Origin of the sequence: Frigoribacterium sp. UYMn621 (genome assembly GCF_040549525.1) — a bacterium.
Lineage (GTDB): Bacteria > Actinomycetota > Actinomycetes > Actinomycetales > Microbacteriaceae > Lacisediminihabitans.
This window is the reverse complement of sequence record NZ_JBEPTM010000003.1, coordinates 392,595-418,179: the sequence shown is the minus strand read 5'-3', so window position 1 is coordinate 418,179 and position 25,585 is coordinate 392,595. Positions and strand designations below refer to the sequence as shown.

General features: G+C 64.5%; 25 protein-coding genes, 1 tRNA gene and 1 pseudogene. 5 read left to right on the top strand and 22 right to left on the bottom strand.

Annotation, left to right across the window (positions count from 1 at the left end; all coding sequences use genetic code 11):
• From ABIB54_RS08355 to ABIB54_RS08325, 7 genes are all read right to left on the bottom strand, one after another.
• The coding region (locus ABIB54_RS08355; protein ID WP_354575049.1) for a DUF305 domain-containing protein at positions 1 to 538 on the bottom strand (538 nt) is incomplete at its 3' end.
• A gap of 732 nt (positions 539 to 1,270) precedes the next feature.
• On the bottom strand, positions 1,271 to 1,684 hold the full coding sequence (locus ABIB54_RS08350) for a DUF302 domain-containing protein (protein ID WP_354575048.1): 414 nt from the start codon (positions 1,682 to 1,684) through the stop codon (positions 1,271 to 1,273).
• Between the two features lie 44 nt (positions 1,685 to 1,728).
• Positions 1,729 to 3,192: a multicopper oxidase family protein gene (locus ABIB54_RS08345; RefSeq protein WP_354575047.1), complete on the bottom strand. Its 1,464-nt coding sequence runs from the start codon at positions 3,190 to 3,192 to the stop codon at positions 1,729 to 1,731.
• 1,044 nt (positions 3,193 to 4,236) lie between these two features.
• A complete protein-coding gene (locus tag ABIB54_RS08340; RefSeq protein ID WP_354575046.1) occupies positions 4,237 to 5,859 on the bottom strand; it encodes a multicopper oxidase family protein in 1,623 nt (540 codons plus the stop codon).
• Positions 5,860 to 6,209: 350 nt separating this feature from the next.
• The gene (locus tag ABIB54_RS08335; protein WP_354575045.1) at positions 6,210 to 6,785 is read right to left on the bottom strand and encodes a DUF305 domain-containing protein; all 576 of its coding nucleotides are present in this window, start codon (positions 6,783 to 6,785) and stop codon (positions 6,210 to 6,212) included.
• 100 nt (positions 6,786 to 6,885) lie between these two features.
• Positions 6,886 to 7,314, bottom strand: a complete 429-nt coding sequence (locus ABIB54_RS08330; protein ID WP_354575044.1) for a DUF6153 family protein — start codon at positions 7,312 to 7,314, stop codon at positions 6,886 to 6,888.
• A 222-nt stretch (positions 7,315 to 7,536) separates the two neighbouring features.
• Entirely contained in the window at positions 7,537 to 7,830 is a 294-nt protein-coding gene (locus ABIB54_RS08325; RefSeq protein ID WP_354575062.1) for a heavy-metal-associated domain-containing protein, read from the bottom strand.
• 145 nt (positions 7,831 to 7,975) lie between these two features.
• On the opposite strand from ABIB54_RS08325, the pseudogene ABIB54_RS08320 reads away from it, so the two are divergent.
• Together ABIB54_RS08320 and ABIB54_RS08315 are read left to right on the top strand one after the other, a co-directional pair.
• A pseudogene (locus ABIB54_RS08320) lies at positions 7,976 to 8,203 on the top strand (transposase); the annotation flags it as partial.
• A gap of 386 nt (positions 8,204 to 8,589) precedes the next feature.
• On the top strand, positions 8,590 to 9,879 hold the full coding sequence (locus ABIB54_RS08315) for a Fic family protein (RefSeq protein ID WP_354575043.1): 1,290 nt from the start codon (positions 8,590 to 8,592) through the stop codon (positions 9,877 to 9,879).
• Between the two features lie 314 nt (positions 9,880 to 10,193).
• On the opposite strand, the gene ABIB54_RS08310 is transcribed toward ABIB54_RS08315, so the two are convergent.
• From ABIB54_RS08310 to ABIB54_RS08300, 3 genes are all read right to left on the bottom strand, one after another.
• Entirely contained in the window at positions 10,194 to 11,531 is a 1,338-nt protein-coding gene (locus ABIB54_RS08310; RefSeq protein WP_354575042.1) for a tyrosine-type recombinase/integrase, read from the bottom strand.
• Positions 11,528 to 11,761 (bottom strand): helix-turn-helix transcriptional regulator, encoded by a 234-nt coding sequence (locus ABIB54_RS08305; RefSeq protein WP_354575041.1) that lies wholly within the window; start codon positions 11,759 to 11,761, stop codon positions 11,528 to 11,530. Before ABIB54_RS08305 ends, ABIB54_RS08310 begins: the two co-directional genes overlap by 4 nt.
• 160 nt (positions 11,762 to 11,921) lie before the next feature.
• Positions 11,922 to 11,995 (bottom strand) — tRNA-Ala (locus ABIB54_RS08300).
• A gap of 120 nt (positions 11,996 to 12,115) precedes the next feature.
• On the opposite strand from ABIB54_RS08300, the gene ABIB54_RS08295 reads away from it, so the two are divergent.
• On the top strand, positions 12,116 to 12,676 hold the full coding sequence (locus ABIB54_RS08295) for an antibiotic biosynthesis monooxygenase (RefSeq protein WP_354575040.1): 561 nt from the start codon (positions 12,116 to 12,118) through the stop codon (positions 12,674 to 12,676).
• Here the strand turns inward: ABIB54_RS08295 and ABIB54_RS08290 are convergent.
• Genes ABIB54_RS08290 through ABIB54_RS08260 form a run of 7 tightly spaced genes read right to left on the bottom strand, consistent with a single transcriptional unit; the run spans position 12,673 to position 18,587 of the window.
• Complete coding sequence (locus ABIB54_RS08290) at positions 12,673 to 13,635, bottom strand: hypothetical protein (protein ID WP_354575039.1); 963 nt, start codon at positions 13,633 to 13,635, stop codon at positions 12,673 to 12,675. The genes ABIB54_RS08295 and ABIB54_RS08290 overlap by 4 nt on opposite strands.
• 17 nt (positions 13,636 to 13,652) lie before the next feature.
• Complete coding sequence (gene rsfS / locus ABIB54_RS08285) at positions 13,653 to 14,030, bottom strand: ribosome silencing factor (RefSeq protein WP_185200918.1); 378 nt, start codon at positions 14,028 to 14,030, stop codon at positions 13,653 to 13,655.
• A 42-nt stretch (positions 14,031 to 14,072) separates the two neighbouring features.
• Entirely contained in the window at positions 14,073 to 16,037 is a 1,965-nt protein-coding gene (locus tag ABIB54_RS08280; RefSeq protein ID WP_354575038.1) for a hypothetical protein, read from the bottom strand.
• Positions 16,034 to 16,636 (bottom strand): nicotinate-nucleotide adenylyltransferase, encoded by a 603-nt coding sequence (nadD, locus tag ABIB54_RS08275; RefSeq protein ID WP_354575061.1) that lies wholly within the window; start codon positions 16,634 to 16,636, stop codon positions 16,034 to 16,036. Before nadD ends, ABIB54_RS08280 begins: the two co-directional genes overlap by 4 nt.
• A gap of 13 nt (positions 16,637 to 16,649) precedes the next feature.
• Positions 16,650 to 16,850: a hypothetical protein gene (locus ABIB54_RS08270; protein WP_354575037.1), complete on the bottom strand. Its 201-nt coding sequence runs from the start codon at positions 16,848 to 16,850 to the stop codon at positions 16,650 to 16,652.
• A 57-nt stretch (positions 16,851 to 16,907) separates the two neighbouring features.
• A complete protein-coding gene (locus tag ABIB54_RS08265) occupies positions 16,908 to 18,176 on the bottom strand; it encodes a glutamate-5-semialdehyde dehydrogenase (RefSeq protein WP_354575036.1) in 1,269 nt (422 codons plus the stop codon).
• A gap of 27 nt (positions 18,177 to 18,203) precedes the next feature.
• Positions 18,204 to 18,587 carry a hypothetical protein gene (locus ABIB54_RS08260; RefSeq protein ID WP_354575035.1) on the bottom strand — a complete coding sequence of 128 codons (384 nt, stop codon included), beginning with the start codon at positions 18,585 to 18,587 and terminating at the stop codon, positions 18,204 to 18,206.
• A gap of 137 nt (positions 18,588 to 18,724) precedes the next feature.
• On the opposite strand from ABIB54_RS08260, the gene ppsA reads away from it, so the two are divergent.
• Positions 18,725 to 21,127, top strand: coding sequence for a phosphoenolpyruvate synthase (ppsA, locus tag ABIB54_RS08255; RefSeq protein WP_354575034.1), 2,403 nt, complete (start codon positions 18,725 to 18,727; stop codon positions 21,125 to 21,127).
• A 221-nt stretch (positions 21,128 to 21,348) separates the two neighbouring features.
• On the opposite strand, the gene proB is transcribed toward ppsA, so the two are convergent.
• The 5 genes from proB to ABIB54_RS08230 all read right to left on the bottom strand — a co-directional run bounded on the left by proB (position 21,349) and on the right by ABIB54_RS08230 (position 25,110).
• Positions 21,349 to 22,140: a glutamate 5-kinase gene (gene proB / locus ABIB54_RS08250; protein ID WP_354575033.1), complete on the bottom strand. Its 792-nt coding sequence runs from the start codon at positions 22,138 to 22,140 to the stop codon at positions 21,349 to 21,351.
• The gene (gene obgE, locus ABIB54_RS08245; protein ID WP_354575032.1) at positions 22,133 to 23,689 is read right to left on the bottom strand and encodes a GTPase ObgE; all 1,557 of its coding nucleotides are present in this window, start codon (positions 23,687 to 23,689) and stop codon (positions 22,133 to 22,135) included. The genes proB and obgE overlap by 8 nt, the downstream gene beginning before the upstream one ends.
• A gap of 133 nt (positions 23,690 to 23,822) precedes the next feature.
• Positions 23,823 to 24,077: a 50S ribosomal protein L27 gene (rpmA, locus tag ABIB54_RS08240; protein ID WP_185200924.1), complete on the bottom strand. Its 255-nt coding sequence runs from the start codon at positions 24,075 to 24,077 to the stop codon at positions 23,823 to 23,825.
• 17 nt (positions 24,078 to 24,094) lie between these two features.
• Positions 24,095 to 24,403 carry a 50S ribosomal protein L21 gene (gene rplU, locus ABIB54_RS08235; protein WP_185200925.1) on the bottom strand — a complete coding sequence of 103 codons (309 nt, stop codon included), beginning with the start codon at positions 24,401 to 24,403 and terminating at the stop codon, positions 24,095 to 24,097.
• A gap of 143 nt (positions 24,404 to 24,546) precedes the next feature.
• A complete protein-coding gene (locus ABIB54_RS08230) occupies positions 24,547 to 25,110 on the bottom strand; it encodes a hypothetical protein (RefSeq protein WP_354575031.1) in 564 nt (187 codons plus the stop codon).
• A 105-nt stretch (positions 25,111 to 25,215) separates the two neighbouring features.
• Between ABIB54_RS08230 and ABIB54_RS08225 the strand changes: the two genes are divergently transcribed.
• A complete protein-coding gene (locus tag ABIB54_RS08225; RefSeq protein WP_354575030.1) occupies positions 25,216 to 25,488 on the top strand; it encodes a DUF4031 domain-containing protein in 273 nt (90 codons plus the stop codon).
• Positions 25,489 to 25,585 lie beyond the last annotated feature (97 nt).

Here is a 25,585-nt window from a genome sequence, read left to right as displayed (position 1 = left end):
CCGCGGTCTGGGTCGAGATGATGTTCTTCGCCAGCGTCACGGCGTCAGCGTTTTTGCCCGAGTCGACTTCAGTCCTCGCCATGACCAGCGCGCTCGTGTGGTGCACGGTCATCTGGGTGAGGAACAGCTTGCTGGCTGCGGGGCCGGCCGAGTTCTTCAAATCATTCATATCGGTATCCGACATCAGTGTTCCGCTCATGTCCATGCTTGCCATGCTGTCTGTCTTCTGACCCCAGTCAGACAACCACGACTTCATCTGCTTGATCTCAGGGTCTTGCGCGGCTTTGATGTCTTTGGCGAGGGTGACCACACGCGGGTCGATATTGCTCTTCTCGAGGAGCATCTGCGACATTTCCACCGCTTGCTGGTGATGAGCCGCCATGTCAGTTGCGAAGCTGACATCCGCCTTATTGAATGCCGCAGAGGCGCTCTGGGAGGCACTGGTCGAGCCCGTATTTGAGGCGGTGGAGCATGCGCTCAATGTGATCGCGCTGCCGACGATGGCGGCGACAACCAGAAATTTTCGAGAGTTGAGCATAGGAAATTCCAATCAGTGGATAGACAAGTTGACAACACAATTGCTGCGGGTGCAGCGAGTTCGTTGGTGCCCCGATTAGGGACAGAACGCGTGTGTCTGATCAGACCCTGCTAATGGAAAGTGCGTCGAGAGAGGGAGGGGTAGGCAATGCGAGGCGCGATGCGAAAACACGAATAACGCGCGCCACCCGGCGGATCTCTGACATCAGCCGGGGCGGACGTTTATCGCGCGCCAGCACGATAATCGCGATGAGGGAGCTGAGCACGCACACCATCCCAAGCAGGAGGCAATTCATCGCCCCCATGTCAGCGCTTCCCTGCGGAGCGAGCATCTCGCCGATGCTGGTGTCGGGGCGCGGAAAAGTAGCAGTGTCCAAAACGTTTGGTGCCGTACCTGACATCGTTGCTGGTGGGAGCCCACGCTGCTCCGACACCCCGGAAGGCACGGTCGGTGACGTCAGCATCGGGGAGTGCATCATTGTGCCTCCCGGAGCATCCGCTGCGACGGAGAGAGCGTGCATGCCGACCAGTCCCAGTAATATCGAGGAGATTGTGAGGGAGGCCACCAGAAACCGGCGAAGAGAGGCCGCGAACAAACGCCGTTCGGCACTCGTGCTCTCAATCACTGTCGCTCCCAACCTGTCATTCACTAGCTCTCGCGTAGGCCCCGCAAAACAATAGCTCTCGCTCCTAAAAAGGCTGCAAGGCTAGATGGGCCCCTGTTTGGGCGCCGTCAGTGCAGGCCTTCGAGTGCAGCCAGTGCTGCAAGCAGGTTGGCGTCAGCCTGGTCGGCAACCTTCTGGACCGCCGGTGATTCGCTCAACTGGACCATCGTCTGGGCATTGATCGCTTGGATCGTGGTCGAATTCGCCGACCGGTCTCGTCGGATGACGACATTGCAGGGAAGCAAAAGGCCCATATCGGGATCTGCGGTGAGGGCTTGTTCGGCGAGGACGGGGTTGCATGCGCCCAGAATCAGGTAATCACCGAGCGTGTGCGCGCTTTCGCTGCCGAGCTTTGCTTCAAAGGTTGCGTGGACGTCAATTTCGGTGAGGACACCGAATCCTTGATTCGCGAGTTCCTCCCGTACCCTGGTGACGGCTTCTTCGTAGGGTAGCGAGACGGTGATGGTGTGTGCGTAGTTCATGTGTTTCTCCTTCGTTGCTCGTGCAATGTGTGAGTCGGCTGTTGTCAGTTTGTGGTGATGATTCCCATCATCCCGCCGTCTTCGTGGTCGAGGATGTGGCAGTGATAGACGGTCTTGCCGGTGAAGTCTTCGAACGGGATACGCACGCGAACACTGCTGCGAGCGGGGACGTTAACGACGTCTTGCCACAGGATCCGGTTGGCGGTAAGGCCGTTTTGCTCGACGATTTGCATGGGCCAGACATGGAGGTGCACCGGGTGATCCATCGGACTGGTGTTGGTCAGCGTCCACTCTTCGACCGTTCCGCCCTGGACGATCGTGTCGATCCTCGCCGGGTCGAACTCTTTCCCATCGATCGTGAACCCCATCATGCTGCTTCCCGACCCCATGCCCATCCCGCCGGAACCCATCCCCATCGCGAAGGTCAGCTCGCGCCGACCATCAACAGATGAGGTTCTCAGGTCTCGCGGTGACGGCTGTGCCGGTACCCGGGCAAGTGGGGCAGCCGGTGCGCCGGCAACAGCAAAGGTGGCCAGGTGCACCGGGACCGAGGAAGTGACTGATCCGCTCATCATCCCCATCGCTGTTCCCCGGTCAACCGGCAGGGTCTGAAGAGTTGCCGTCCCGTTGACTGCGGTGACAAGAAGATCGGCGCGGTTTCCGGGGGCGAGGGTGACTTCCGTCACCTCCTGCGGCTGAGGGAATCGACCGGAGTCGATGCCCAAGAGTTGAAGTTGTTGACCGTCGAGCCTGAGCTTCAAATACCGGGATGAACACGCATTGACGATCCGCCACCTTTCACGATCGCCGGGTCGAGCCTTCAGCTGCGGTGACGCCTGACCGTTGACGAGCATCAGACTTCCTTCCCGTCCAATCACGCGATCCATCGCGGATGCTGCCGGGATCGCCCCGGATCCGCTCAGGGTGATGTCAGAGATGACAAGAACGCGTTCCCGGGCAACCGGGATCGGAATGGGGTCTTCGACGATGATCGCGCCGTACAGCCCACCAAACACCTGGGTGGCGACCATGCCGTGATGATGTGGGTGGTACCAGTACACGCCAGACGGGTGATCCTTCGGCAGAAAATACTCGTAGTCGAACGAGGATCCCGGATCGATTGAGACGAACACGTTGTCGCTATTGCCGTTCGGCGAAACGTGTAACCCGTGAACATGGAGGTTGGTCGGGTCCTTCATCCGGTTTTCCAGGGACACGTTCACCCGATCCCCCGGGCGCAGCATCAACGTGGGACCGGGCAGCCCCCCGTTGTAGGTGAGCGCGGTTGCGCCGCGCCCCGCGATCCGTGTGGGGCCTTCCGCCGCCGTCAGTGTCACCTTCAGCGCCCCATTCACACTTCGCAGGGCTTTCGGCTCGGTTAGCTGCTGGGCAGTCGAGGGAACGAATCCGGAATTCGCACTCCAGACGAGCCCGGCACCGCCGGCCAAAAGGCTGGCCGTTCCCAGACCACCGAGGATCAGGGCGTTTCGCCGAGAGATGGGTTCCATCAGGTTCCCTCACCCAAGACACGGATGCGGTCCCGGTATTCTTCCGTCGTGAGGTCCCCTCGCGCATAGCGTTCATCGAGAAGTTGACGGGCAGTACTGGGCCCGCGCGGATGAGGCGTACCCCCTGCGCCGCCGGCGTCTCGCTTCGAAGCGGCTCCGATGACGCGCACCAGAACGATCCCTAACAGCACAACTCCGATGAGGATGAGGCCCCCAAACAGCCAACCGCTACCCTGCCCTATCCCGTTCATCATGATCCGTGAACCTTTCCGCGGTCGCGCCGGTGGGCGTCCGTCACGTCCATTTCCGGCGAAGCCAGGGTTGGCGTGCTACCCGGATGCGCGACAGTCGTGCGTCTGCCGAAGCACGCGATGCGTCCCGTGTCTGAGTTGTGGCGCGACATCCGCTGCACCGAGGGCGGAGACGGTGGCCGTTGTGAACGCTCAGAGATCGGCGACCTGTTGCCCGCCGGTGATACACCCATCACGCACCCCGGCGGAGAACACGCAGCCGTATTTGGTAGTCCTTCAAATTCAGCTCGCCTCGGGCATACATATCCTCGAGGACCTGCCCTGAATTGATCGATCCATCGGGGCCCTGGCGGCGATCTTCGCCGCGCCCTGGGTCGCCTCGCCCAGCCCTGCGTCCGGCGATTCGCACCGCCAGAATGGTGAGCAGCACGACCCCCAGCGCCACCAGCAAGCCTGCGGGCCACGTTCCGTTGATTGAGAATCCCTGGATCAAGATTGATCTTCCCTTCGGTCGTTCTCTTCGCGGACGGCCCGTCGCCCGTCAACACGCGCGTGAACGCGTCGGGTCAACTCCGTGTCGTGCCGTTCGGATGGGTAGCAGCTACCAGTCATGTGCGCGGGTGGCTCCGCCAGAGCGTCTATCCATAACCAAGCATACCCCCTGGGGTATCTGCGGGAACTGAGAAGATGACTTCCGAGCAGATCGCGAGCAATGGGGTGCGAGTAACGCCCAGGACGCTCCCTACCGGAACGACCATTCTTTCTGGCCACCGTGCTGTTTTCGTTTAGCTGGTCAAGAGACATAGGAGAAGACGCCCATCATTCCGCGTGCCGCATGGTAGGCATTGTGACAGTGCGTGAGCCACTGCCCGGGGTTATCGGCGTCGAATTCGAAGGTGACTCGCTGCTTCGGACGCACGATGACCGTGTCTTTACGGGCCCCGCCGTTGGCCAGTTGGAAGCTGTGCCCGTGCAGGTGAAGGGGGTGCCACATGGTGGTCGAGTTTGTGACGACCACTCGTACTCGTTCACCGCTCCGCACCTCAAACGCTCCCGCAAATGGATTCTTCATATCGAAGGATCGTCCGTTGATGCCCCAGCTGTACTTCGCCATCGATCCGGTGAGGTTCACCTGATGTGTGCGGTCCACTGCGGTCTCGGGAAGGAGGACCGACGCGTCGGCCTTCAGCCGACCGCCGTCGGTGACGACCCCGGTCAACTGCGTGGGCAGAGCGGACAGGGGCGGCATGGAAGCCGGGCCGGTGGAGATGTAGCCGACAGCGTTGCCTGCCTTGCCCTCCGGCAACGACAGCAGCGCAGATGTTCCCTCCTTCACGGTGACGAGTGCGTCGATTCGTTCGCCCATGCCCAGGACCACGGCATCAACACTTTCCGGTGTGGTCGGAAAGCCGTCCGCGTGAGTCAGAAGCATTTGTTGCCCGGGGATACCGATCCGGTAGGCGGTATCCCCGGCCGCATTGATGATTCTCAAACGGATGCGGTCCCCGGGCTTTGCTGCAAAGGTTTCCGGTTCGATGGTGGAGCGTCCGTTCATGAGGTGGACGGGTATCTTCACATCGCCCGCATCGCCACCGAGGTAAGCGCTCGTCGAATTCATGAGGAGGGGCGACGAACTGTCCATTTTCATCCCCGACATTCCCATGCCCGCCGACAGCGCGGCGAGAACACTGTCGGGCGTTCCGCCGAAACCGTCGAGCCAATCGTCGAGCACCACGACCCACTCCCGGTCGTAGGAGAGAGGCTCTTGGGGGTCGTCGATGACGAGTGCCCCAAAGAGGCCGCGGGCTCGTTGCATTTCGACGTGCGAGTGGTACCAGTAGGTACCCGGGGTGGCCGTCCGAAACTCATACGCGAATTCCGCACCGGGCTTGACCGCCTGCTGGGTCAACCCGGGAACACCATCGGCAGCATTCTGAAGAGCCACCCCATGCCAGTGGATACTCGTCGCCTCGGTCAACGAGTTTGTGACCGAGACTTTCAGTTTGTCGCCGGCCGTCGCACGGAGGGTCGGGGCGACGAGCGCCCCGTTGTATCCCCATGTTGAAATCGATTTCTCGGCAACCGAGGTCATGAATTGTGCAGCGACCAGTTGCGCCGCGGTGGTGTTTCCGTTCCAGTGACGTCGTGTTTCGCGCTTGGCGACGAGGGGATCCGTTGACAATATTCGGTGGCTACCCGAGGCCGGCGACGAACATGACGCAAGGGTCGACGCTGCGACAGTTGCCGCGGCGGCCGCCAGAAAAGTTCGTCGTGCAATAAACGTGGGCATAGTAGATATCTCTCGTAGGTAGTGCTGATGAGATGGACCCGGAGGCGTGAGCGTCAGATCCGATGGTGAGTTTGGGCGTTTATTCCCGAGTGATTCCGTGGTTTTGCATGAACGCGAGCGGTTCATTGGCGACTCCACCGGATCGGATTTCGAAGTGGAGGCGACAGCCCGTGGAGGCGTTAACGCTTGTGCAGGTCGACCACCAAACGGCCACTCTTGACGACCTGCGCACACGCAGACTCCAGCCAGAGCGATTGGTCGCAGCAGCCGTCTTCCGCTGGCTCAGTGTCGTTCGTCGTTCAGGGGCGATGAGCTCACGGCGGCGCACCGTGGGCGCTCGCGAGGTGCTGCCGGGGGGCTGAGATGTTCGAGAGGTCACTGGTATCCGTTTCAATGCGCGCCGGGCGCGTCTGTGTCGACGCCCCGAAGACAGGACGCGCCGCAGCGAAACCTGCCCCGAGGCCGACGAAAAGGTGTCAGAGCGTGGCGAGAATGTCACCCATCTGGGTGATCTCCGCGGTCTGGGTCGAGACGATCTTCTTCGCCAGCGTCACGGCGTCGACATTCTTCCCCGAATCGATCTCCGTCTTCGCCATAACCAGCGCACTCGTGTGGTGCACCGTCATCTGGGTGAGGAACAGCTTGCTCGCTGCCAGACCCGTCGAAGTCTTAAGCGCATTCATATCCGAATCAGACATCAGCGTTCCGCTCATATCCATCCCCGACATGCTGTCCGCCTTCTGCCCCCAGGCCGACAACCAGGACGTCATCTGCTCGATCTCAGGACCCTGAGCGGCCTTGATGCCCTGCGCGAGGGTGACAACACGCGGGTCGATGTCGCTCTTGTCGAGGAGCATTTGTGACATCTCCACCGCCTGCTGGTGGTGGGCGGACATGTCGGTCGCGAAGCCGACATCCGCTGAAGTGAACACAGCCGACGCAGGAGAGGACGAGGCGGTTGCGCCCGGGCTAGCTGCGGTCGAGCAGGCGCTCAGGGAGATCGCACTGCCGACGATAGCGACGATCACGAGAATTTTTCGTGGAGTGTGCATGAGGAAATCCAATCAGGAGAAAAGAACAAGACAACGGAACTGCTGCGGGCGCAGCGGTAGACCTGGTACCCGAATTCGGGAGGGGAAACCGTGTGTCTGATCAGGTTCTACTGATGGAGAGCGCGTAGAGAGAAGGGGTGGTCGGTGCGACGAACTTCGACGTGGCGATGCGAGGAATTCGCGTCACTCTCCGGATGCCCGACAAAAGAGGAGACGGACGCTTGCTGACAACCAGAACGAAAACGACAACCAGGAAACCGAGAGCGCAGACCATGCCCAGTAGGAGACAATTCATCGCCAACATGTTGGTGCCGGTCTGAGTAGAAGCCACTCTGATGGAGGCGGCAAACGCAGACGCGATCAGGAGCGGGGCGCTTTCGCTCGAACCGGACATCATCTGCGGTCCCGTGTCCAACACCGACAGCATCGGCGAGTGGGTACCGTGGCTGCCCTGAGCATCCGTTCCGGCCGAAAGCGCGTGCATACCAAGGAGTCCCAGCAGGATCGCGGCGATCGTGAGCGAGGCCATGAGAAGTCGTCGCAGGGGTCTGGCCGCAAGGATGCGCTCTGGGGCGCTCTCGCTCTCGACCATTGTTACTCCCACCACGTTATTCATGATCTTCTTGCTCTATTCCGCCACACACTAGCTCACGCTCCCGAGAGATCCACTCAGGAGGCCAGCGTCTCGATCGCCCGACTTGCCGCTCGTCGAGACTCCGACGCGTAGCTCATTCCGGCGTGTAGCTCACTGTCACCTCGCCGCCAGCGAGCCGATCCGGGTCGCGTTCGATGCGGGCTGCGCATCGCGCAGAGGGCATCCCGCGGATCTCGAGTTGGACCTCGGTGACCGCAGTCGCTGGACCGTGACCAGCGTGTATCCGCCTTCGGTAATTGCCGTGCGAACGTCGCCGACCGGCACTGGCTTGGAGCTGACAACCATGATGGGGGATGCACCGCTGATTTTCAGGTCGACGCTGACGCTTTCGACTCCGTCGACCGCGGAGAGCTCTTCAGTGACGCTCGAGACGCACTGGCTGCAGGTCATTCCCTCGACAAGGTAATGTTCCCGGATGGTGCCTACCGTCCCTATCTCGCCCGCATTCGAGTGGGCGGTGGTGTGATCGTCGGTGCCGCAGGAGCATGCATGGTTCTTGTCGGTCAATCCGAGTTCAGTCGTCGCGTTTGTTGGGCTGATCCTCGCCGTCATCGCCTTCAACCTCACGAGGACTGCCGCAACCATCACCGGGTCAGCCCTCGCGAAGGCGACGACATCAACCATCCGCAGGAAACTGGTCACCATCCCCGCGAGGGTCGCATCCTCCGGACGCCGTATCCGGTTACACCTGCCCGAAGTCTGGCCCTGGGAGACCGAATGGTCGGCGCTCTTCGCTCACACCCTGCCACCACCGCGAAGCTGATCAACCCGACCGACCAGGCACCCCGGCGTGAGCAGCGACTAAAAGTGGAACACCACGGGCAGAGAGGCCCGCAGCTCCACCGCGCCCCTGACGAGCTGCGTCTCAACCAGCCAACGAGCGCTTTCCAGCCACCCACATCGGCGGATCAGGATAAGTCAAAGGGTGAAGAGTCTCGAGAGGAGCGCTGTCCTGGCACTGGTACGCGGGTGCGAGGAAGCGACCTCGGATAATTCCGACAGTTGTCCGACGTCGATGACACCGTGGCGACGGCTCTACCCGGTCAGCTTGGGGTCGGCCGACGTCGGAATGGCGAGCAGACAGGTCATACTCCCGAACCATGTTGTTATGAGTTATGCTGCTAACTCATACTATGTGAGGAAGTCAGTATGACTTCGTGGCCAGCAGTGACCGTCGAGACGATGTTGTGGGAGCCCGAAGATGTCCAGCAGATGGGCCCGGGGTTGTCTGCCTACCTCGGTGGCTCACGCAATTATGTCGCCACGGTTCCGGCGACGATCGCCGGGGCGGCTGTAGCGCTACCCGGTGTGGTGCTGGCTGCGGCGGAGGATGCAGCCCGTGAACTAAGCCGCTTCGATGCGGAGCTGGGGCACCGGGTCGCTGCGTTCGGTCCGGTGCTGCTGCGTAGCGAGGCGTCGGCGTCGTCGCAGATCGAACAGCTCACCGCGAGTGCCCGGGCGATCTTCACCGCGGAACTGGGCGGCCGCGGGGCACGCAATGCGACCTTGATCGCGGCAAACACCGCATCGCTCCAGTCTGCGATCGAAACAGCGGACGCGATCACTCCTGCGGCGATCCGACAGATGCACGCGATCCTCATGGTCGACCAGCCTCGACACACCCCGGGCGAATGGCGGGCCGAGGCGGTGTGGATCGGCACCTCCTCGCAATCCCCGATCGGTGCGGACTACGTCGCACCCCGGTGGGAGCGGGTGCCGGAACTGGTCGACGACCTGGTGGCCTTCAGCAGCCGGGTCGAGGTCCCGTCCCTCGTCCTCACAGCGCTCGCGCACGCGCAGTTTGAGACTATCCACCCGTTCACCGACGGCAACGGGCGTACCGGGCGTGCCCTCGCGCAGGCGATCCTGCGGCACCGTGCTGTGACCCGGAACGTGGCCGTGCCGGTGTCAGCAGGTCTGCTGGCCGACATCCAGGGCTACCACGAGGCTCTGACCGCCTATCGGTCGGGCGATCTGGAGCCGATAGTCGCGCGCTTCACCGAGGCTAGCGTCCGCGCGGTGGTCAACGCCCGCCAACTCGTCGCAGACATCGACCAGGTCCGCGCCGGGTGGCAGGAACGGGTGCGCGCGCGATCCGATAGTGGCGTGTGGCGAGTGTTGGACATCGTCGCCCGCACTCCAGTCGTGGACGCGCCCCTGATCGCGCGCGAACTCGGCATCCGACCCCAGAACGCTTACCCGCTGCTGCGCGATCTGACTGAACAGGGCGTCCTCAACTCGAAGGCCGAATATCAGGTCGGCACGTTCTGGCGAAGCGACGAGATCCTCAAAGCCGTCGACGGATTCGCCGCACGCGCCGGTCGCCGCCAACCGGCCCAGTCTCGCCCGGAACGGCCGAGCCCACCACGCAAGCTGCCACCACTTCGCTCGACCAAACCACAACCGACCCGCCGCGAGCCTCCCGGCCTCGGGTTCTGAACACGAGTTGGGCGCTCACAGACCGCATGAAAACAGAAATGGCCAGGCTCGATTCGCCGCCTCCGCAGCGCGACAGATTTCTTGAGACCGAGCGGCGTTCGCCGCAATCGCAGGTCACAGAGTTCTGTAAGACCGTGTTTTCCGCGGGATTGCCGGTCCCGCAAATTTTGCGGGACCGTAGTACCACCCCGTTGCCGTCACCAGGGTCCGCCTCCGGGAGTGAGGATTCTCGACTCCCATGACTATCAGCGCACTCGTGATGACGAGGTTACATCAGCCGTCCACCGCTCGTGACGCAAGATGTGGGATTTCTTTTATTCCGGGTTTGCGTGGCTCGGCGAACGGTTGACCGATGCGGCGTCGTGCGTCGGCCCACCATTAGCCATTTGGTCGTCGTCCAACTCATCGAACTGCGCCAGCGCGTGCTCCTCTTCCGCGGTCATCTCACTCCTGAGAAGCGTGCGGTCCGGGTGTGCGGGACGGAGCGTACGCTCTAACAGGGCGGCGGGGCTGTGGTCGACGGTGCGGTCGGGTTCGATGTAGTGGCCTTCGGTGATTGCAGTCGAGCCGTGCCCCAGGAAGGTTGCGGCGGCGCCCGCGCCCGCTCCGCGAGCGATGACAGTTGCGCCCGTGCGCCGGTACCAACGCAACGTGATTCCTTGATCGTCGAGTCCGGCGAACTCGAGGAAGTCCCGGAAGGTGCGGCGCACGTTGAATGGGCTGAGTGGTCCCCCTTCGCGGTTCGCGAAGATCGTTCTTTCGGTATCCCCGCGACCGATCGTGGCCAGACGGGAGCGAAGGACGACGGCAGCAAAGTCGGGCACGGCGATTCGTCGAATCGAATGCTCGGTCTTGGGATGGTTCTGGCGGACCGCACCGCGCCCGGTGCGCAGCACAACCGTTCCGCGCACCGCGATGACCATCCCCTTCGGTGGGTCCGCAATGTCGCAGGGACGCACGGCGAGCACTTCGCCGATTCGCAAGGCGGTTCCGAGGAGCACCTCGATGATGTCGCGGACTTGGCCGTCGGGTCTTGGCCCTTTGACGTCCTCCCCCGTACGCCAGGTCGCCGCCGCACGTCGGATCGCGGCGATCTGCTCGAGTGTCAAGGCCTGCGGTGATCCCTTCGGCTTCTTCAACTGGGAGGTGCCTTCGACGGGGTTCCGTGGCATCGCGTCGTACCGGAGGGCAAAGCCAAACAATAGGTTCAGCATTGTGCGGGAGTGCTTGGCCCGCGAGTACGAGACCGCGGCCTCGGTTTTGAGAAACCACTCAACCCGTCCGGTGGTGATCTCCCCGAGAGTGAGATTCTCGAATGCCGGCATGACGTGCCGCCGGATATCGTCGCGGTAGTTCTCTTTCGTGCTCTCGACGAGGTCCTGCTTGTCGAGGTCGCTGAGCCAGAGTGCGACAAGTTCACGGAAGGAGCTGGTTAGCGCGAGCCTCCCCTGCCGCCCGTAACCTGCCCGGTTGAGCATGCGCTCTTTGAGCCGCGCTTGTGCCGCCGACCGGGAGGCTCCCGATGCCGTCACCGGTCGTAGGCGTCCGTCGGCGTCACGGTACCGAGCGGTGGCGATGTAGCCACGACCTTTGTGACGGAGACCGACGGCACCGTAAGTTCCAATGACGGTGCGGGGACGCCCGCCGCTCACCGTCCGCCTCCGCCGGCCGGTCTCATGTCGGCTTCTTCGAGCCGGCGCAGCCACGCATCGACTTCCGACGCACGGAATTTCAGCTGACGGCCGAGCCGGAAACCGCGCGGCCCGCGACCCTGGCTGCGCAGGTCGTAGATGGTCTGGGCGGTCACGCCGAGCCGAGCGGCTAGCTCAGACAAGGTCAGAATCGACTCGAATTCGGTGGGGTAGGAAGTTGTGTTGTCCATACCCGAGAGGTGCGCAGGCGAAACCACACGTCTCCGAGACGCTCCGAGAATGCCCCGAGACGCAGAAATACTGTGCGGTGAAGTGTCGAATAAATGTCGAACGGCCATCCCAAATCCCCTGCTTGGGGTTCCGGAATGGCCGTCTGACCAGCAATTTCTGTGGATCCAAGGGGATTCGAACCCCTGACCCCCTGCATGCCATGCAGGTGCGCTACCGGGCTGCGCCATGGACCCAAGCTGACTTTCTCGAACTTCCGAGAAGGCAACTACGTCAGATTACTACACATCCGAGCGCTCCGTGGTCAGCCCCCGATTTGGAGCGGCCGACCCGGCCGACGGTGCTTGACTGGACGGATGTCAGCAGAACCGATCACCGTCTCGATAACCCGCGTCGTCTCACCCGATCGCGCGCGGGAGGTCGCCGCCTGGGCGCGTGCCGGCCAGGACCTCCTCAGCTCGAGCCCGGGCTACCTCGGCTCGGGGTGGGTGCGCCCCGATCCCGAATCTCATGAGTGGCACATGCTCTACCGGTTCGCCGACGCCGCGGACCTCGCGCTGTGGGAGCGGTCTCCGGAACGCGAGTGGTGGATCGCGAGCGCTCTCGGGCTCGTGGAACACGCCCGGGAGGAGAAGCGCACCGGCATCGAGGGCTGGTTCGATGAACCCTCGACGGTCGAGGTGCTCGAGTCCGCGCCGTTCGCTCCCCCGCGCTGGAAACAGCTGGTGAGCATCTTCATCGCGTTCTATCCGCTCAGCCTGCTCGCCAACTGGCTGCTGGCCCCGCTCACCGGCCCGTGGCCGCTTCCCCTGCGCGTTCTCGTGCTCGTCGCCGCGGTCGCGCCCATCATGACGTACCTCGCACTGCCGTTCGTGACTCGCGCACTGCGACCCTGGCTGCTTCGTCAGCCGCGTTAGCCGTCCAGGCGTTTCCGGAGGCGCAGCATCGCCCCGATGGCCGCCCGCAGCTCCTGCAGGTGATGCTCTGCCAGGAAGGGTTGGCTGTGCGGCCCCAGGTCGCTCGCTAAGGCACTCGCGCCAACGGTTTCGACCGAGAGTCCATAGTCGAGGCCCAGTATGCCCACGGCCACCGCAGCCTGGTAGGGCACGTAGATCGGTGATGTGACCTGCAGCACCGACTGCTCGGTGGGGGCGCGACGCTGCCCGGCCCAGAATTGATAGGTGTCGGCGGAATTGGCGCGGCGCCGCTGCGGGTCGGACGAGGGGGCAGCGAGCACGCTCAACCGGGGCAGCTGCCCTCGATTCCAGCTGACGTGCCGCCAGGACGCATTCGGCGTGTCACCGCTGTGTTCGACGAGCTCGGCTGCACCGAGGGGGCCGAATGCCCGCTCGAGGCCGGCCAGCATCCCCCCGAATTCGTCGTCGGCCTCGATCCCCAGCGCCCGCGCGACCGCAGTCTCTTCCGAAGAGAACTGTCGAAATCCGCCGAGGAACAGGATGTGGTCGCACTCGAGCCCGCGTTCGAGCAGCTCGGCGACGAACCGTGGCTTGACGATACCGGCGCGCACCATCCCCCCGGTCATGATCACCGTGTCGTAGCGCGCCCGCTCGGGCCTCTCCCGGTTCGCGAGCCCCAGGTCCGGAGAGTGTGCAAACACGGCATCGCTCTGAGCCGGCGACAGCGCCGATCGGCGGATCGAGTCGCGCTCCCCGCCGCGGCGGAAGTCCCATTCCGCGGCCGCGAAGGAATCCAGCCAGGCCAGGCGATCACCAGCGCCGCCGTCGGGCACCGAGCCCCCGAAGGCCGCGACCACCCCGGCGAGGGCGGATGACGCAGCCCAGCGGTCGATGAGGTCGAGGACACGCTGCCGATCGTCGCCGGTCCCACGCCAGGACGGCAGCTCGAGAGCTGTCATCCGCTGGCCGGTCTCGACTATTCGGCGGACTCGCGCACCGGAAGGTCGATCGGGATTACCGGGCAGTCCTTCCAGAGTCGTTCGAGGGAGTAGTACATTCGGTCCTCCTCGTGGAATACGTGCACCACGAGATCACCGAAATCGAGCAGGATCCAGCGCCCCTCGGCCCGACCCTCGCGACGGAGGGGCTTCGACCCGTGTTCGATCAGCTTGTCTTCGATCTCGCTCGCGATGGCGACGACGTTGCGTTCGTTTCGCCCGGTGGCGAGCAGGAACACATCCGTGAGGGGAAGTGGACCGGAGACGTCGAGAGCCACGAGATCTTCGGCTTGTTTCGAGTCTGCGGCGGCCGCAGCGATCTGGAGGAGTTCGCGGGCGTGGTCGGTCGCGGTCACAGGGTCCTTTGGGGTGGAAGAGAAAAAGAAGTGGTCACAGGCCTAGAAGATCTTGAAGATCAACCCTGCGACGAGCAGAACGACGACGCCGACGGCCATGACCGCGGCGGAGACGATGAGGATGAGAGGCAGGCGACTGGCCTTCTGGGGCTTCATCGAATTGATGACGTCGCCAGATGCGGTGTTCGTGCTGATCGCGCGGATCGCACGAACCGGCGCGGACTCTGGATCGGAGGAGTCTTCGCGGTCGTCGGCCTCGAGCAGCGCGTCGACATCGGAGTGGTCGTAACGGGCCGGGTGTACCCCGGTGGATCCCATACTGCTCGGCAGGTTGATGGAACCGGTGATGAGGATCTCACCGGTACCGCTCAGCGGGCCCATGATGTCTTCTCCGGTGGGCATCGACGGCAGCACCAGGGCGCTCGTCGTGATGGCGCCGCTGGTGGCGCCAACGTCGCGAGCGAAGGTGTTCTCCTGCACCTGAACGTCATCGTCGATCAGCGCCTGGGTCGACCAGTGGCCGACCGGGGGCACATAGCCGTCGTCGGGCTCGGCGACAGTGCGCTCGGGAGAGGACACGGTGGGCGCTGGCGCATCGTGTCCGGCGAGGAAAGCGCCGAAGGAGGTCGCCGCAGCGTCGGCTGGTGCCGGTTCTACGGTGGTCTCCACGGGCTGACCGCTGGGGAACAGAAGGTCTTCGAAGGTCGAGGCGCTCTCCGGGTGGGGTTCGAGCTCGGCGACCACGACTTCTGGCTCTGCCACCTCGCGGTCAGAGGCCGGAGCGACGTTGAATACCGGAGAGTTCACCGGTTCCCGCGAAGCGGACGGCGCGACCGGCGGCTCGACCAGTTCGGCGACGGTGACTTCCGTGGGAATGGCACCGGTGAACAGCTGCCGCAGCGGCGGTTCGATCAGTGCGGGGGGTTCGGTGAACACGGGCGCTTCGGTGAACACGGGCGCTTCGGTGAACACGGGCGCTTCGGTGAACACGGGCGCTTCGGTGAACACGGGCGCTTCCGGGCCGGCATGAGGCACTGCAACCGCCTCGGACGCCTGTGCGGCCCGACGGGCCTCTTCGCGCTCGAGCTCGGGATCCACCGTGCCGCGACTGGCGCGATCGCGGAACCGCGGGCGCTCGATGACCACCTCGGCGACGACAACGTCGTCGACGGGGCTGGATTCGACCGGTGGTGGCTCGACGGGCGCGGCCTCTACCGGCGCAGCCTCGATAAGCGCTTCCTCGACCGGTGCGGCATCCACCGGCGTAGCTGGCTGGGAGGCAGCGGCGGCACGCTCGGCCTCGTCGTCCTCGCTCGGGCTGGTCACAAAACCGCCGATGCCCAATTCGCGCATCTGGCGACGCGTCAGGACGGGCGCGGGCTGAGACGAGGATTCGGGCGCGACCGGAGCCGAAGCTGCGGGGGCCGCATCCGCGGGGGCCGAAGCTGGGGGGGCGGCCGCCTCTATCGCCGGTGCGGCGATGGGCTCGGGGAGTGGCACCACGACGGGCGGAGCCCAGTTCAGCGGCGGACCGACCGGGCGGAAGGCGGATCGGCGGGAGTCCGAGGGGCTGAAGTCGCGGTTGCGATACTCGGGCTGCTCGGCACCGGGCGCGGGATCAACCGGCGTCACGGCGTCGGAGTCGTGCGGAACCGCGCTGATCGCCCGGCCACGGAAAGAGGCGCCGTCGTAGCTCGGCACCTGAGGTCGCGCCTGGGTGATGTAGAGGAGCGGCTCCGGCGTGGAGTCCGGGCCCAGTTCGTTGGTCGCGGGCTGCTGAACTCTGCGGCCACGGCTCGCTGGAGGCTCGACGGCGCTCTCTGGCGGTCCCTGCGGCGCAGTCGCGCGGCGCGCTTCGGCTTCCCAACCCTGCCGGGCGATACCCGCGAAGGAGGTGTCATCTGGAGCGTCCTGCTCAGGGGTCGCCTGAGGAACGACGTTCTCGTCGCGTTCGGTTTGCCGAACTTGCCGCCGACTCACGGGCGGCTGGTCTTGCCAGGCTGTCATGTCAGACTCCGATACAAGTGATGTTTGGAGATGTATTGAACAACACCATCGGGGACCAAATACCACACCGGGTATCCCCGGCTGACCCGGCTGCGACAGTCTGTGGAGGAGATTGCGAGCGCGGGCACTTCCAACAAGCTTACGTCCGACTCCGGCAAACCGGAAATAGTGAGCGAGTGGCCCGGTCGTGTCACCGCGACGAAGTGGGCGAGTGACCACAGTTCGGCCACGTCTTTCCAGTCGAGAATCTGCGTGATGGCGTCCGCTCCGGAGATGAAGAAGAGCTCGGCGTCCGGTCGCTCGGCGTGGAGGTCACGAAGCGTGTCGATCGTGTACGTGGGCCCGTGGCGGTCGATGTCCACCCGGCTCACCGTGAAGTTGGGGTTCGCCGCGGTGGCGATGACCGTCATCAGGTAGCGGTGCTCACTGGGGGTGGCACCCGGCTTCTGGTACGGCATTCCGGTGGGCACGAACACCACCTCGTCGAGGCCGAATGACTGCGCCACCTCGCTCGCTGCCACGAGATGCCCGTGATGGATGGGGTCGAAGGTGCCGCCCATCACGCCGATTTTCGGGCGCTTCGTCGTGCTCGTCGCCATCAGGTCGTCGGCGTCAGTGATCGGTCGTGTGCCCACTCGCCGCCGAGCCGCCGGTCTTCTGGCTGTGGCGGTTGGCGACGTCACGGAAGCTCCATACGACGAAACCGAGAGCGACGAAAGCGGTTGCGGCGATGATGGGGAAGACCCAGGCCGGGAAGAACAGGGCGATCTTCGCCCCTTCAGCCGCCAGAACGATCATGCTGAGCACCGACATCCACCAATCCGTTTGAACGATATTTCACTGTCGGTAAGCCTACCGGCCCGCAGATGCCTATTTCCTGACCTGGCCCGCGCCACGCACGATCCATTTGGTGCTGGTGAGTTCGCTGAGCCCCATCGGGCCTCGAGCATGGAGCTTCTGCGTCGATATCCCGACCTCGGCCCCGAAGCCGAACTCTCCGCCGTCGGTGAACCGGGTGGAGGAGTTCACCATCACCACGGCAGAGTCCACCTCCGCAAGGAAGCGTTCCGCATTGCCGAGGTCGTTGGTGACGATCGACTCGGTGTGATGCGTCGAATAGCGGCGGATGTGATCGATCGCCTCATCGAGCGAGCCGACGACTCGCACGGCCAGGTCGAGCGACATGTATTCGGTGGTCCAGTCCTCCTCGGTGGCGGGGACGGCATCCGCGAAGATCTGACGCGTGCGGTCGTCCCCGTGGATGGTGACTCCGGAGGCCCGCAAGGCACCGAGCACCGACGGCAGCAAACGCTCCGCAGCGGCCTCGTGTACGAGCAGCGTTTCGAGGGCGTTGCAGACACTCGGTCGTTGCACTTTGGAGTTGTGCACGATATCGATGGCCCACGCCTCGTCGGCGGATGAATCGAGGAACACGTGCACGATCCCCGCCCCGGTTTCGATCACGGGGACCTTCGACTCCGTGACAACGGTGTTGATCAGGTCCGCGCTCCCCCGCGGGATCAGGACATCGATCTGTCCGCGCGCCTGCATGAGCTGCCGGGCACCGTCCCGCCCGAACTCGTCGATGGTCTGCACGGCGTCCGCGGGCAGCCCGACGCTCACGAGCGCCTCCTGGATGATGGCGACCAGCGCCCGGTTGGTGTTCTCGGCGGCGCTGCCCCCGCGCAGCACGACGGCATTGCCGCTCTTGAGCGCGAGGCTCGCGATATCGACGGTCACGTTGGGGCGAGCCTCGTAGATCACGCCCACGACGCCGAAGGGCACCCGCACCTCGCTGAGCCGGAGGCCGTTGGGCAGCGTCTGTCCACGAACGTTCGCGCCGACCGGGTCGACAAGTGTGGCGACGAGACGGACGGCCTCGGCGAGTCCCCCGAGTCGGCTCCGGTCCAGACGGAGGCGGTCAAGCAGGCCGATTGTCAATCCGTTGTCGCGACCGTTCACGAGATCGAGGTCGTTGGCCGTGATGATGCGATCGGCGCTTTCCACGATCGCAGCCGCGATGGCCTCGAGCGCACGATTCTTCAGGGCTGCGTTCGTGGTGGCGAGCACACGGGATGCGGTGCGCGCGGCATCCAGCTTCTCGGTGAAGGAGCGCGTTGCGACGACGGTCTCGGTCATGTCGCCAGTGTAGACGCGAGCGCCCGATCAGAGCTCGTCGTCGAGGACCTCATCGAACCATCGCGCGATCTCGTTGGCGTTCTCGGCTCGCGTGAGGGCGGCGACGGCGTCGGCACCGTACTGGGCAGCCTCCTGCAGAGCCAGTTCGGCGCGAATCCAGCCGGGATTGTGCGGGTCTGCCCGCCCGTCCTTCTCGCCGCCGTGATGCACGCCCTCGACCACGCGACCGTGCCAATCGGCGAGTTGGCGGTAGGTCTGGTTCAGGGACTCCTGGGAGCGTCTCAACCCTTCGAGGATGCCCTTGCTGTCCGAGGGACGGGCAATGTCACGGGTGGAGGCCGCAAGATCTCGCGCCGCATCCTCCAGTCGATCGGTGCCCTGAACCTGGTTCGATTTCTGAATGCCGGTCATCATCCTCTCCTCCCGTCGGAACTCAAGCTTCGCCCGGCCGGTGGTGGCGCAATAGTATCTTTGGTCCCTATCTCCAGGGTCGGACGGGTCGTAGCGTTCTGCTATCGCTCGACTCAGACCCTCTGGAGGAGGACACCATGGAACAACGCCACGTCGTGTGGTTCGAAGACGTCGATATGAGCGCCGTCCCGGAGGTCGGCGGTAAGAACGCCTCGCTGGGCGAGATGGTTCGCTCGTTGACCGACAAGGGTGTGCGGGTACCGGAGGGGTTCGCCACGACGGCGTTCGCGTTCCGGCAGTTCGTCGCGTCCAACGGAATCGAGCAGGGCATCCGCGAACGGATCGCGCGCTACCGGGCCGGCGACCTTGCCCTTCACGAGACCGGGCTGGCGATCCGCGAGCTGTTTCTCGGAAGCGAGTTCCCCGGCGAGATCGCCGACATCATCCGCTCCTCCTATCGCAAGCTCGGCGAACGAATCGGAGTGGAGAACCCGGCCGTCGCCGTGCGGAGCAGTGCAACGGCAGAGGACTTGCCGGAGGCGAGCTTCGCCGGAGCCCAGGAGACCTTTCTCAACGTCGTGGGCGAGCGGGACCTGCTCGAAGCCTGCCGTAGCTGTTACGCCTCGCTCTTCACCGACCGCGCGATCATGTACCGGGAGACGAAGATGTTCGACCACCTTGAGGTGGCCCTCTCGATCGGCGTGCAGCGGATGGTGCGCTCCGACCTCGGCAGCTCCGGAGTGATGTTCTCCATCGACACCGAAACCGGGTTCCCCCGGGTGGCGGAGATCAGCGCGGCCTGGGGCCTCGGTGAAACGGTGGTTCAGGGCACGGTGAACCCGGACAAGTACCTGGTCTACAAACCGCTCCTCGACCAAGCGGGATGCGTTCCCATCATCGAGAAGAGCCTCGGGGACAAGGCTCACAAACTGATCTACAGCACCGGCGGAAGCGCCCGAACCCGCTTGGTGGACACTCCGATGCTGGACCGGCAGGCCTTCGTGCTCGACGATCCCGAGATCATCACTCTCGCCCGCTGGGCGGTGCTGGTCGAGGAACACTACGGGCGCCCGATGGATATGGAATGGGCGCGCGACGGGGCCACCGGAGAGCTGTTCATGGTGCAGGCCCGGCCGGAGACGGTGCAGGCGGTGAAGAGCGGCACCCGGTTCACGGTGCATCGCCTCACCGAACCGGGCACCTTGCTCACCTCGGGCGCAGCCATCGGCGACTCGATTGCCACCGGCACGGCGTGCGTGATCAAAAGCGCGGCCGACATCGCGAGCTTCCGCGACGGATCGATCCTGATCGCCGAAATGACCGACCCGGACTGGGTATCGATCATGGCGAGATCGGCCGGGATCATCACCAACCAGGGGGGCGCGACCAGCCACGCCGCGATCGTGAGCCGCGAGCTCGGGGTGCCCGCAGTCGTCGGAACCGGCAATGCGACCGAGATCGTCGCCGATGGGCAGTCCATCACCCTGTCCTGCGCAGAGGGCGACCAGGGGCACGTGTACGACGGCATCCTCGCCTTCGAGAGCGAGGAGATCGACCTCGGAACCCTCCCCGACACCCACACCGCGCTGATGTGCAACATCGCCAGCCCGGAAGCGGCGTTCAAGTGGTGGCGGCTGCCGTCCGCCGGGGTCGGCCTGGCTCGCATGGAATTCATCATCAACGACGTAATCAGGGTGCATCCGATGGCGCTGGTGCATCCGGAGCGGGTGTCCAGCGAGCGTGAGCGCCGCCAGATTCATAAGCTGACGCGGGGTTACGCGGACCCACAGGACTACTTCGTCGACATCTTGGCCCGCGGCATCGGCAAGCTGACGGCGCCGTACCATCCTCGCCCGGTGATCGTCAGGCTGAGCGACTTCAAGAGCAACGAGTATGCCCACCTGATCGGCGGGGACGCGTTCGAAGGGTCGGAAGAGAACCCCATGCTCGGTTTCCGGGGCGCCTCCCGCTATTACGACCCCCGCTACCGCGACGGCTTCGCGCTCGAGTGCCGTGCTCTGAAACGGGTGCGGGAGACCATGGGCTTCACCAACGTGATCATCATGGTTCCGTTCTGTCGAACCCCCGCGGAGGCCGATAAGGTTCTCGCGGTGCTCGCCGAGAACGGGCTCGTGCGCGGCGAGAACGGGCTGCAGATCTACATGATGTGCGAGATCCCCTCCAACGTGATCCTCGCCGAGATATTCGCGAGCAAGTTCGACGGCTTCTCGATCGGGTCCAACGACCTCACCCAGCTGGTGCTCGGCGTCGACCGCGACTCCCAGGAATTGGCGGCCCTCTTCGACGAACGGGACGAGGCCGTGGAGCGGATGATCACCGAGGCCATCCACAAGGCGCACGCGGCCGGGATCAAGATCGGCATCTGCGGCCAGGGTCCGAGCAACTACCCGGACTTCGCGGCGTTCCTGGTCGGAGAGGGGATCGATTCCATCTCCCTGAACCCGGACAGCTTCCTGAAGACGGTTCGGATCATCGCCGAGACCGAGCAACGAATGGCGGTGGTGTCAGTGCCTGCGTGATCGGGGTTGATCTGTCGGTCGGGGTGGCCTTCCCGCGTGAAATCCATGCAATCGTGCTCGACCGGCCGTGCAGCGGCGGTTTCAGGCAGCGAGCCCTTCGCTCGGCATGGATTTCGCACCGAGGGGCGCTCCCGCGACGATGCGCTCCCGCGACGATGCGCCGCCGAGCGGCCCCTGTGATGTTGCTGCCGCAGCAACACGTGGCTGGTCTCGCTGCTGGGTCAGCGGGGGGCGGCGGCGAACCAGGTGCCGAGCTCCGCGCCCTCGAGGGCCGCGGCGACCTGTCTCGTGGAGGCGAGGAGCACCGGGGTTCCGGATGCCGCAGCGAGCTTGGCGGCGGCCACCTTCGTGCCGGCGCCCCCCGTTCCGACCCCCGCCGCGCCGACGTCACCGAATTCGACCCCGGTGAGATCGTCATCGAACGCGACATCCACGATGCGGCGCGCTCCGGGCTGCTCTGGCGGTCTCGTGTACAGCGAATCGATATCGGAGAGCAGAACGAGCAGGTCGGCGCGCACCAGCTGGGACACGAGGGCAGCGAGCCGGTCGTTGTCGCCGAAACGGATCTCGTGGGTCGCTACCGTGTCGTTCTCGTTGACGATCGGCAGGATGCGCAGGTCGAGGAGCCGTTCCATCGCCCGTTGCGCATTGCCGCGATGGGTGGGATTCTCGAGATCCCCCGCGGTGAGCAGCACCTGGGCCGCGACGATCCTGAAGCGGTCGAGGCTGTCCTGGTAGCGGTAGATGAGCACGTTCTGGCCGACCGCGGCGGCGGCCTGCTGGGTCGCCAGGTCAGTAGGGCGGGAATCGAGCTTGAGGTACGGCATGCCGGTGGCGATCGCCCCGGACGAGACCAGGATCACCTCGGTTCCCCGCGCGTGGGCTGCGGCAAGCGCATCCACCAACGGCGCGATCTGGTCGGAGTTGGCGCCGCTGATCGACGACGAGCCCACCTTCACGACGATGCGCCGCGCCGCGGGGATGCCGCTGCGCGAGAGAACCGGGTCAGACATCCGCCGGCGAATCCTCCGACTCGGTTTCGGCGGCGTCCTTCTCCGTGATCGCGAAGCCCTCATCGTCATTCCACATGCCGGCCTCGCGCTCGCGCAGAAGTTCGGCGCGCGCCTCTGACTTGCTGTCCATGCGATCCAGGTACTCCTGGCGACGGGTCTTCGACGTCGGGCGATCGTTCTGCACGAGTCGCGGATCGGTGCCTCGCGGAGCGGTCAGCAGTTCCGCGGTGGAGGTGAGGGTCGGCTCCCAGTCGAAGGTGACCGGTCCGATGATCACGGTCGAGCCGGCGACGGCCCCGGCCTTGAACAGCTCGTTCTCCACGCCGGACTTGGCGAGGCGGTCCGCGAGGAAGCCGATGGCCTCTTCGTTGTTGAAGTCGGTCTGAGCGACCCAGCGTTCCGGCTTGCCGCCGACGACACGATAGATGTTGCCGCCCGAACCGCCCTCGACCTTGACCGTGAATCCCGCATCACCGCTGGCTCGGGGGCGGAGAACGATCCGCTGTTTCACCGGCACTGCAGCTTTCTTGGCACGTTCGGCATCGACCAGCTCGCCGAGGGCGAACGACAGCTCGCGCAGGCCCTCACGGCTGACCGCGGAGATTTCGAACACGCGATATCCCCGGGCCTCGAGGTCGGGGCGCACGAGGTCGGCGAGATCCCGGCCCTCTGGCACATCCACCTTGTTCAACGCGATGAGTTGCGGGCGCTCGAGCAGCGGAAGCTGGCCTTCGGGCACCGGGTAGGCGGCGAGTTCACCCAGGATCACGTCGAGGTCGCTGATCGGATCGCGACCGGGCTCGAGGGTCGCGCAGTCCAGCACGTGCAGCAAGGCGGAGCAGCGCTCGACGTGGCGCAGGAATTCGAGGCCGAGCCCCTTGCCTTCGCTCGCGCCCTCGATGAGACCGGGCACGTCGGCAACGGTGTAGCGCGTGTCACCGGACTCCACGACACCGAGGTTCGGATGCAGCGTGGTGAAGGGGTAGTCCGCGATCTTCGGCTTCGCGGCCGAGATGGCGGCGACGAGGCTGGACTTGCCGGCCGAGGGGTACCCGACCAGCGCGACATCCGCCACCACCTTGAGTTCGAGGAAGACGTCGCCTTCCCAGCCGGGGATGCCGAGAAGCGCGAAACCCGGAGCCTTGCGCTTGGTGGACGCGAGGGCGGCGTTGCCGAGTCCGCCCTGACCCCCGGGAGCCACCACGTAGCGCATGCCCGGTTCGGTGAAGTCGATGAGTTCGTTGCCCTCGGCGTCTTTGACGACGGTGCCGAGCGGGACGGCGAGTTCGATCTCCGCGCCATCCGAGCCGCTGCGGTTGTCGCCCATGCCCTGGCCGCCCTTTTCGGACTTGCGGTGGGGTGCGCGATGAAAGCCGAGGAGGGTCGTCACGCCGATCTCGCTGACCAGCACGATGTCGCCGCCGTCGCCGCCGTTGCCGCCATCCGGTCCGGCGAGGGGCTTGAACTTCTCGCGCTTCACCGAGACGCAGCCATCACCACCGTCGCCGGCACTGAGGTGGAGTGTTACCTGGTCAACGAAGGTAGCCACAACGCATCCCTTCGCTTAGTGCTGCTTAACAGGCAAGAGCGAGCCGAAGCTCGCTCGAACCCACTGAATGTGCCGACCCCGAGTAAATCGGTGGTCGAGTAGGCCGCGCCGCGACCGTACCGAGACCAGCCGCTTAAGCGGCGACCACGATGTTGACGACCTTGCGGCCGCCCTTGGCGCCGAACTCGACCGCACCGGCCGAGAGGGCGAACAGGGTGTCGTCCCCGCCACGGCCGACGTTGACGCCGGGGTGGAAGTGAGTGCCGCGCTGGCGAACGATGATCTCGCCTGCGCTGACGACCTGGCCGCCGAAACGCTTGACGCCGAGGCGCTGTGCGTTGGAATCGCGACCGTTACGGGTGGAGCTTGCGCCCTTTTTGTGTGCCATGAGTTTTCAGCCCCTAGTTACTTAATGCTGGTGATCTTGATGCGGGTGAGCTCCTGGCGGTGGCCCTGGCGCTTCTTGTACCCGGTCTTGTTCTTGAACTTCTGGATGACGATCTTCGGGCCGCGGAGGTCGCCGACGACCTCAGCGGTCACCTTCACCTTCGCGAGAGCCGAGGCGTCATGCGTGATGGTGTCGCCATCGACCAGCAAGACCGGCACGAGCTCGACGTTGCCGTCTTTGTCGGCCTTGATGCGGTCGAGAACGACAATGCTGCCGACCTCGATCTTTTCCTGCCGACCACCGGCGCGCACAACTGCGTAAACCACTTGGGAACCCTAACTCTATGAACTGTTGCCGATGATTTCGGCAGAAGTCTTGGTGTGCATTCGGTTGCGGGCTTAGCCCAGCACACACCGAAGGTCAACAATAGTCGATTATCGCGACCGGGGTCAAACGCTGCGAGCTGTGTTCAGGCCGTGTCGACGATGCCGACGATCTCGTGCTCGGACGGATGCCGTTCCAGCCACAGGCGCAGCAGCACTCCCACGAGGATGACGAGCGGTGCGACGCTCAAAAACTGCTGCCCTGCGGTCGCCGCGGAGAACCCGAGCGCCTGCAACACGCGCTCCCCCGCGTCGGCGGGGAGACGGATCTGACCCATCAGCCCGTTCGTCACCAGGGAGAATCCGTTCGTGGCGAGCATCACAACGAAGACCAGGATCCCTCCGACGGCCGCCGCGAGAACCGAGCGCGTGATCACATGGACGACATGCAGTTCGGGGCCGATCGGCGCAATGAACCAGAAGCTGAGGAACACCCCGACGGACAGGGGCACGGCGACGGTGGCGAACTGTGTGGCATATCCCGCCCACCACTGCCAGGCCGGCACCGTGCTCGAGCCGAGGAAGGTGAGTTGGCCGATCAGGGCGTTCAACACGTTCTGAATCAGGCTGACGGCCAGCACGACGAGGGCGGAGACGAGGGCGACGAGGAAGCCGTGTTGGCGCACGACGCGATGGGCTAGTGAAGTCATCCCGCTCATCCTTCCTGGTGAGATCTTCTAGGGGAGAAACGGCGCCGTTGTGAATCGGCGCAGTTGACGGCGCTACTGACGAACGGCGCTGTTTAGAATCGGCCAATGACCATCCTGATCGACCAGCCTAGGTGGCCGGCGCACGACATGCTCTGGTCTCACCTGGTGAGTGACAGTTCTCTCGAGGAATTGCACGACTTCGCCAGCCGGATGGGCATCCCCCGGCGCGGCTTCGATCTGGATCACTACGACGTGCCTGAGGGCCGGTATCGCGAGCTGGTGGCCGCGGGGGCGCAACCGGTGAGCATCCGGCAGCTCGTGGAGCGACTGAGGGACAGCGGGCTGCGGGTATCCCAGCGAGATCGTCGCGGCCTGTAGCCGACCAAGGCCCGCCTCGCGCGCTGCACGGCCCGTCATCCACGGCCCGTCATCCACAGCCCGCCGCTGCGATCCACAACCGCGGCGGTGCCAGGCG

Bases quoted from the DNA above. Each gene is read 5' to 3' on its own strand.
- ABIB54_RS08350 (WP_354575048.1), bottom strand. From the start codon at position 1,684: ATGAACTACGCACACACCATCACCGTCTCGCTACCCTACGAAGAAGCC.
- ABIB54_RS08345 (WP_354575047.1), bottom strand. From the start codon at position 3,192: ATGGAACCCATCTCTCGGCGAAACGCCCTGATCCTCGGTGGTCTGGGA.
- ABIB54_RS08340 (WP_354575046.1), bottom strand. From the start codon at position 5,859: ATGAACCGCTCGCGTTCATGCAAAACCACGGAATCACTCGGGAATAAA.
- ABIB54_RS08335 (WP_354575045.1), bottom strand. From the start codon at position 6,785: ATGCACACTCCACGAAAAATTCTCGTGATCGTCGCTATCGTCGGCAGT.
- ABIB54_RS08330 (WP_354575044.1), bottom strand. From the start codon at position 7,314: ATGGCCTCGCTCACGATCGCCGCGATCCTGCTGGGACTCCTTGGTATG.
- ABIB54_RS08325 (WP_354575062.1), bottom strand. From the start codon at position 7,830: ATGACCTGCAGCCAGTGCGTCTCGAGCGTCACTGAAGAGCTCTCCGCG.
- ABIB54_RS08315 (WP_354575043.1), top strand. From the start codon at position 8,590: ATGACTTCGTGGCCAGCAGTGACCGTCGAGACGATGTTGTGGGAGCCC.
- ABIB54_RS08305 (WP_354575041.1), bottom strand. From the start codon at position 11,761: ATGGACAACACAACTTCCTACCCCACCGAATTCGAGTCGATTCTGACC.
- ABIB54_RS08295 (WP_354575040.1), top strand. From the start codon at position 12,116: ATGTCAGCAGAACCGATCACCGTCTCGATAACCCGCGTCGTCTCACCC.
- ABIB54_RS08290 (WP_354575039.1), bottom strand. From the start codon at position 13,635: ATGACAGCTCTCGAGCTGCCGTCCTGGCGTGGGACCGGCGACGATCGG.
- ABIB54_RS08280 (WP_354575038.1), bottom strand. From the start codon at position 16,037: ATGACAGCCTGGCAAGACCAGCCGCCCGTGAGTCGGCGGCAAGTTCGG.
- nadD (WP_354575061.1), bottom strand. From the start codon at position 16,636: ATGGCGACGAGCACGACGAAGCGCCCGAAAATCGGCGTGATGGGCGGC.
- ABIB54_RS08270 (WP_354575037.1), bottom strand. From the start codon at position 16,850: ATGTCGGTGCTCAGCATGATCGTTCTGGCGGCTGAAGGGGCGAAGATC.
- ABIB54_RS08265 (WP_354575036.1), bottom strand. From the start codon at position 18,176: ATGACCGAGACCGTCGTCGCAACGCGCTCCTTCACCGAGAAGCTGGAT.
- ABIB54_RS08260 (WP_354575035.1), bottom strand. From the start codon at position 18,587: ATGACCGGCATTCAGAAATCGAACCAGGTTCAGGGCACCGATCGACTG.
- ppsA (WP_354575034.1), top strand. From the start codon at position 18,725: ATGGAACAACGCCACGTCGTGTGGTTCGAAGACGTCGATATGAGCGCC.
- proB (WP_354575033.1), bottom strand. From the start codon at position 22,140: ATGTCTGACCCGGTTCTCTCGCGCAGCGGCATCCCCGCGGCGCGGCGC.
- rpmA (WP_185200924.1), bottom strand. From the start codon at position 24,077: ATGGCACACAAAAAGGGCGCAAGCTCCACCCGTAACGGTCGCGATTCC.
- ABIB54_RS08230 (WP_354575031.1), bottom strand. From the start codon at position 25,110: ATGACTTCACTAGCCCATCGCGTCGTGCGCCAACACGGCTTCCTCGTC.
- ABIB54_RS08225 (WP_354575030.1), top strand. From the start codon at position 25,216: ATGACCATCCTGATCGACCAGCCTAGGTGGCCGGCGCACGACATGCTC.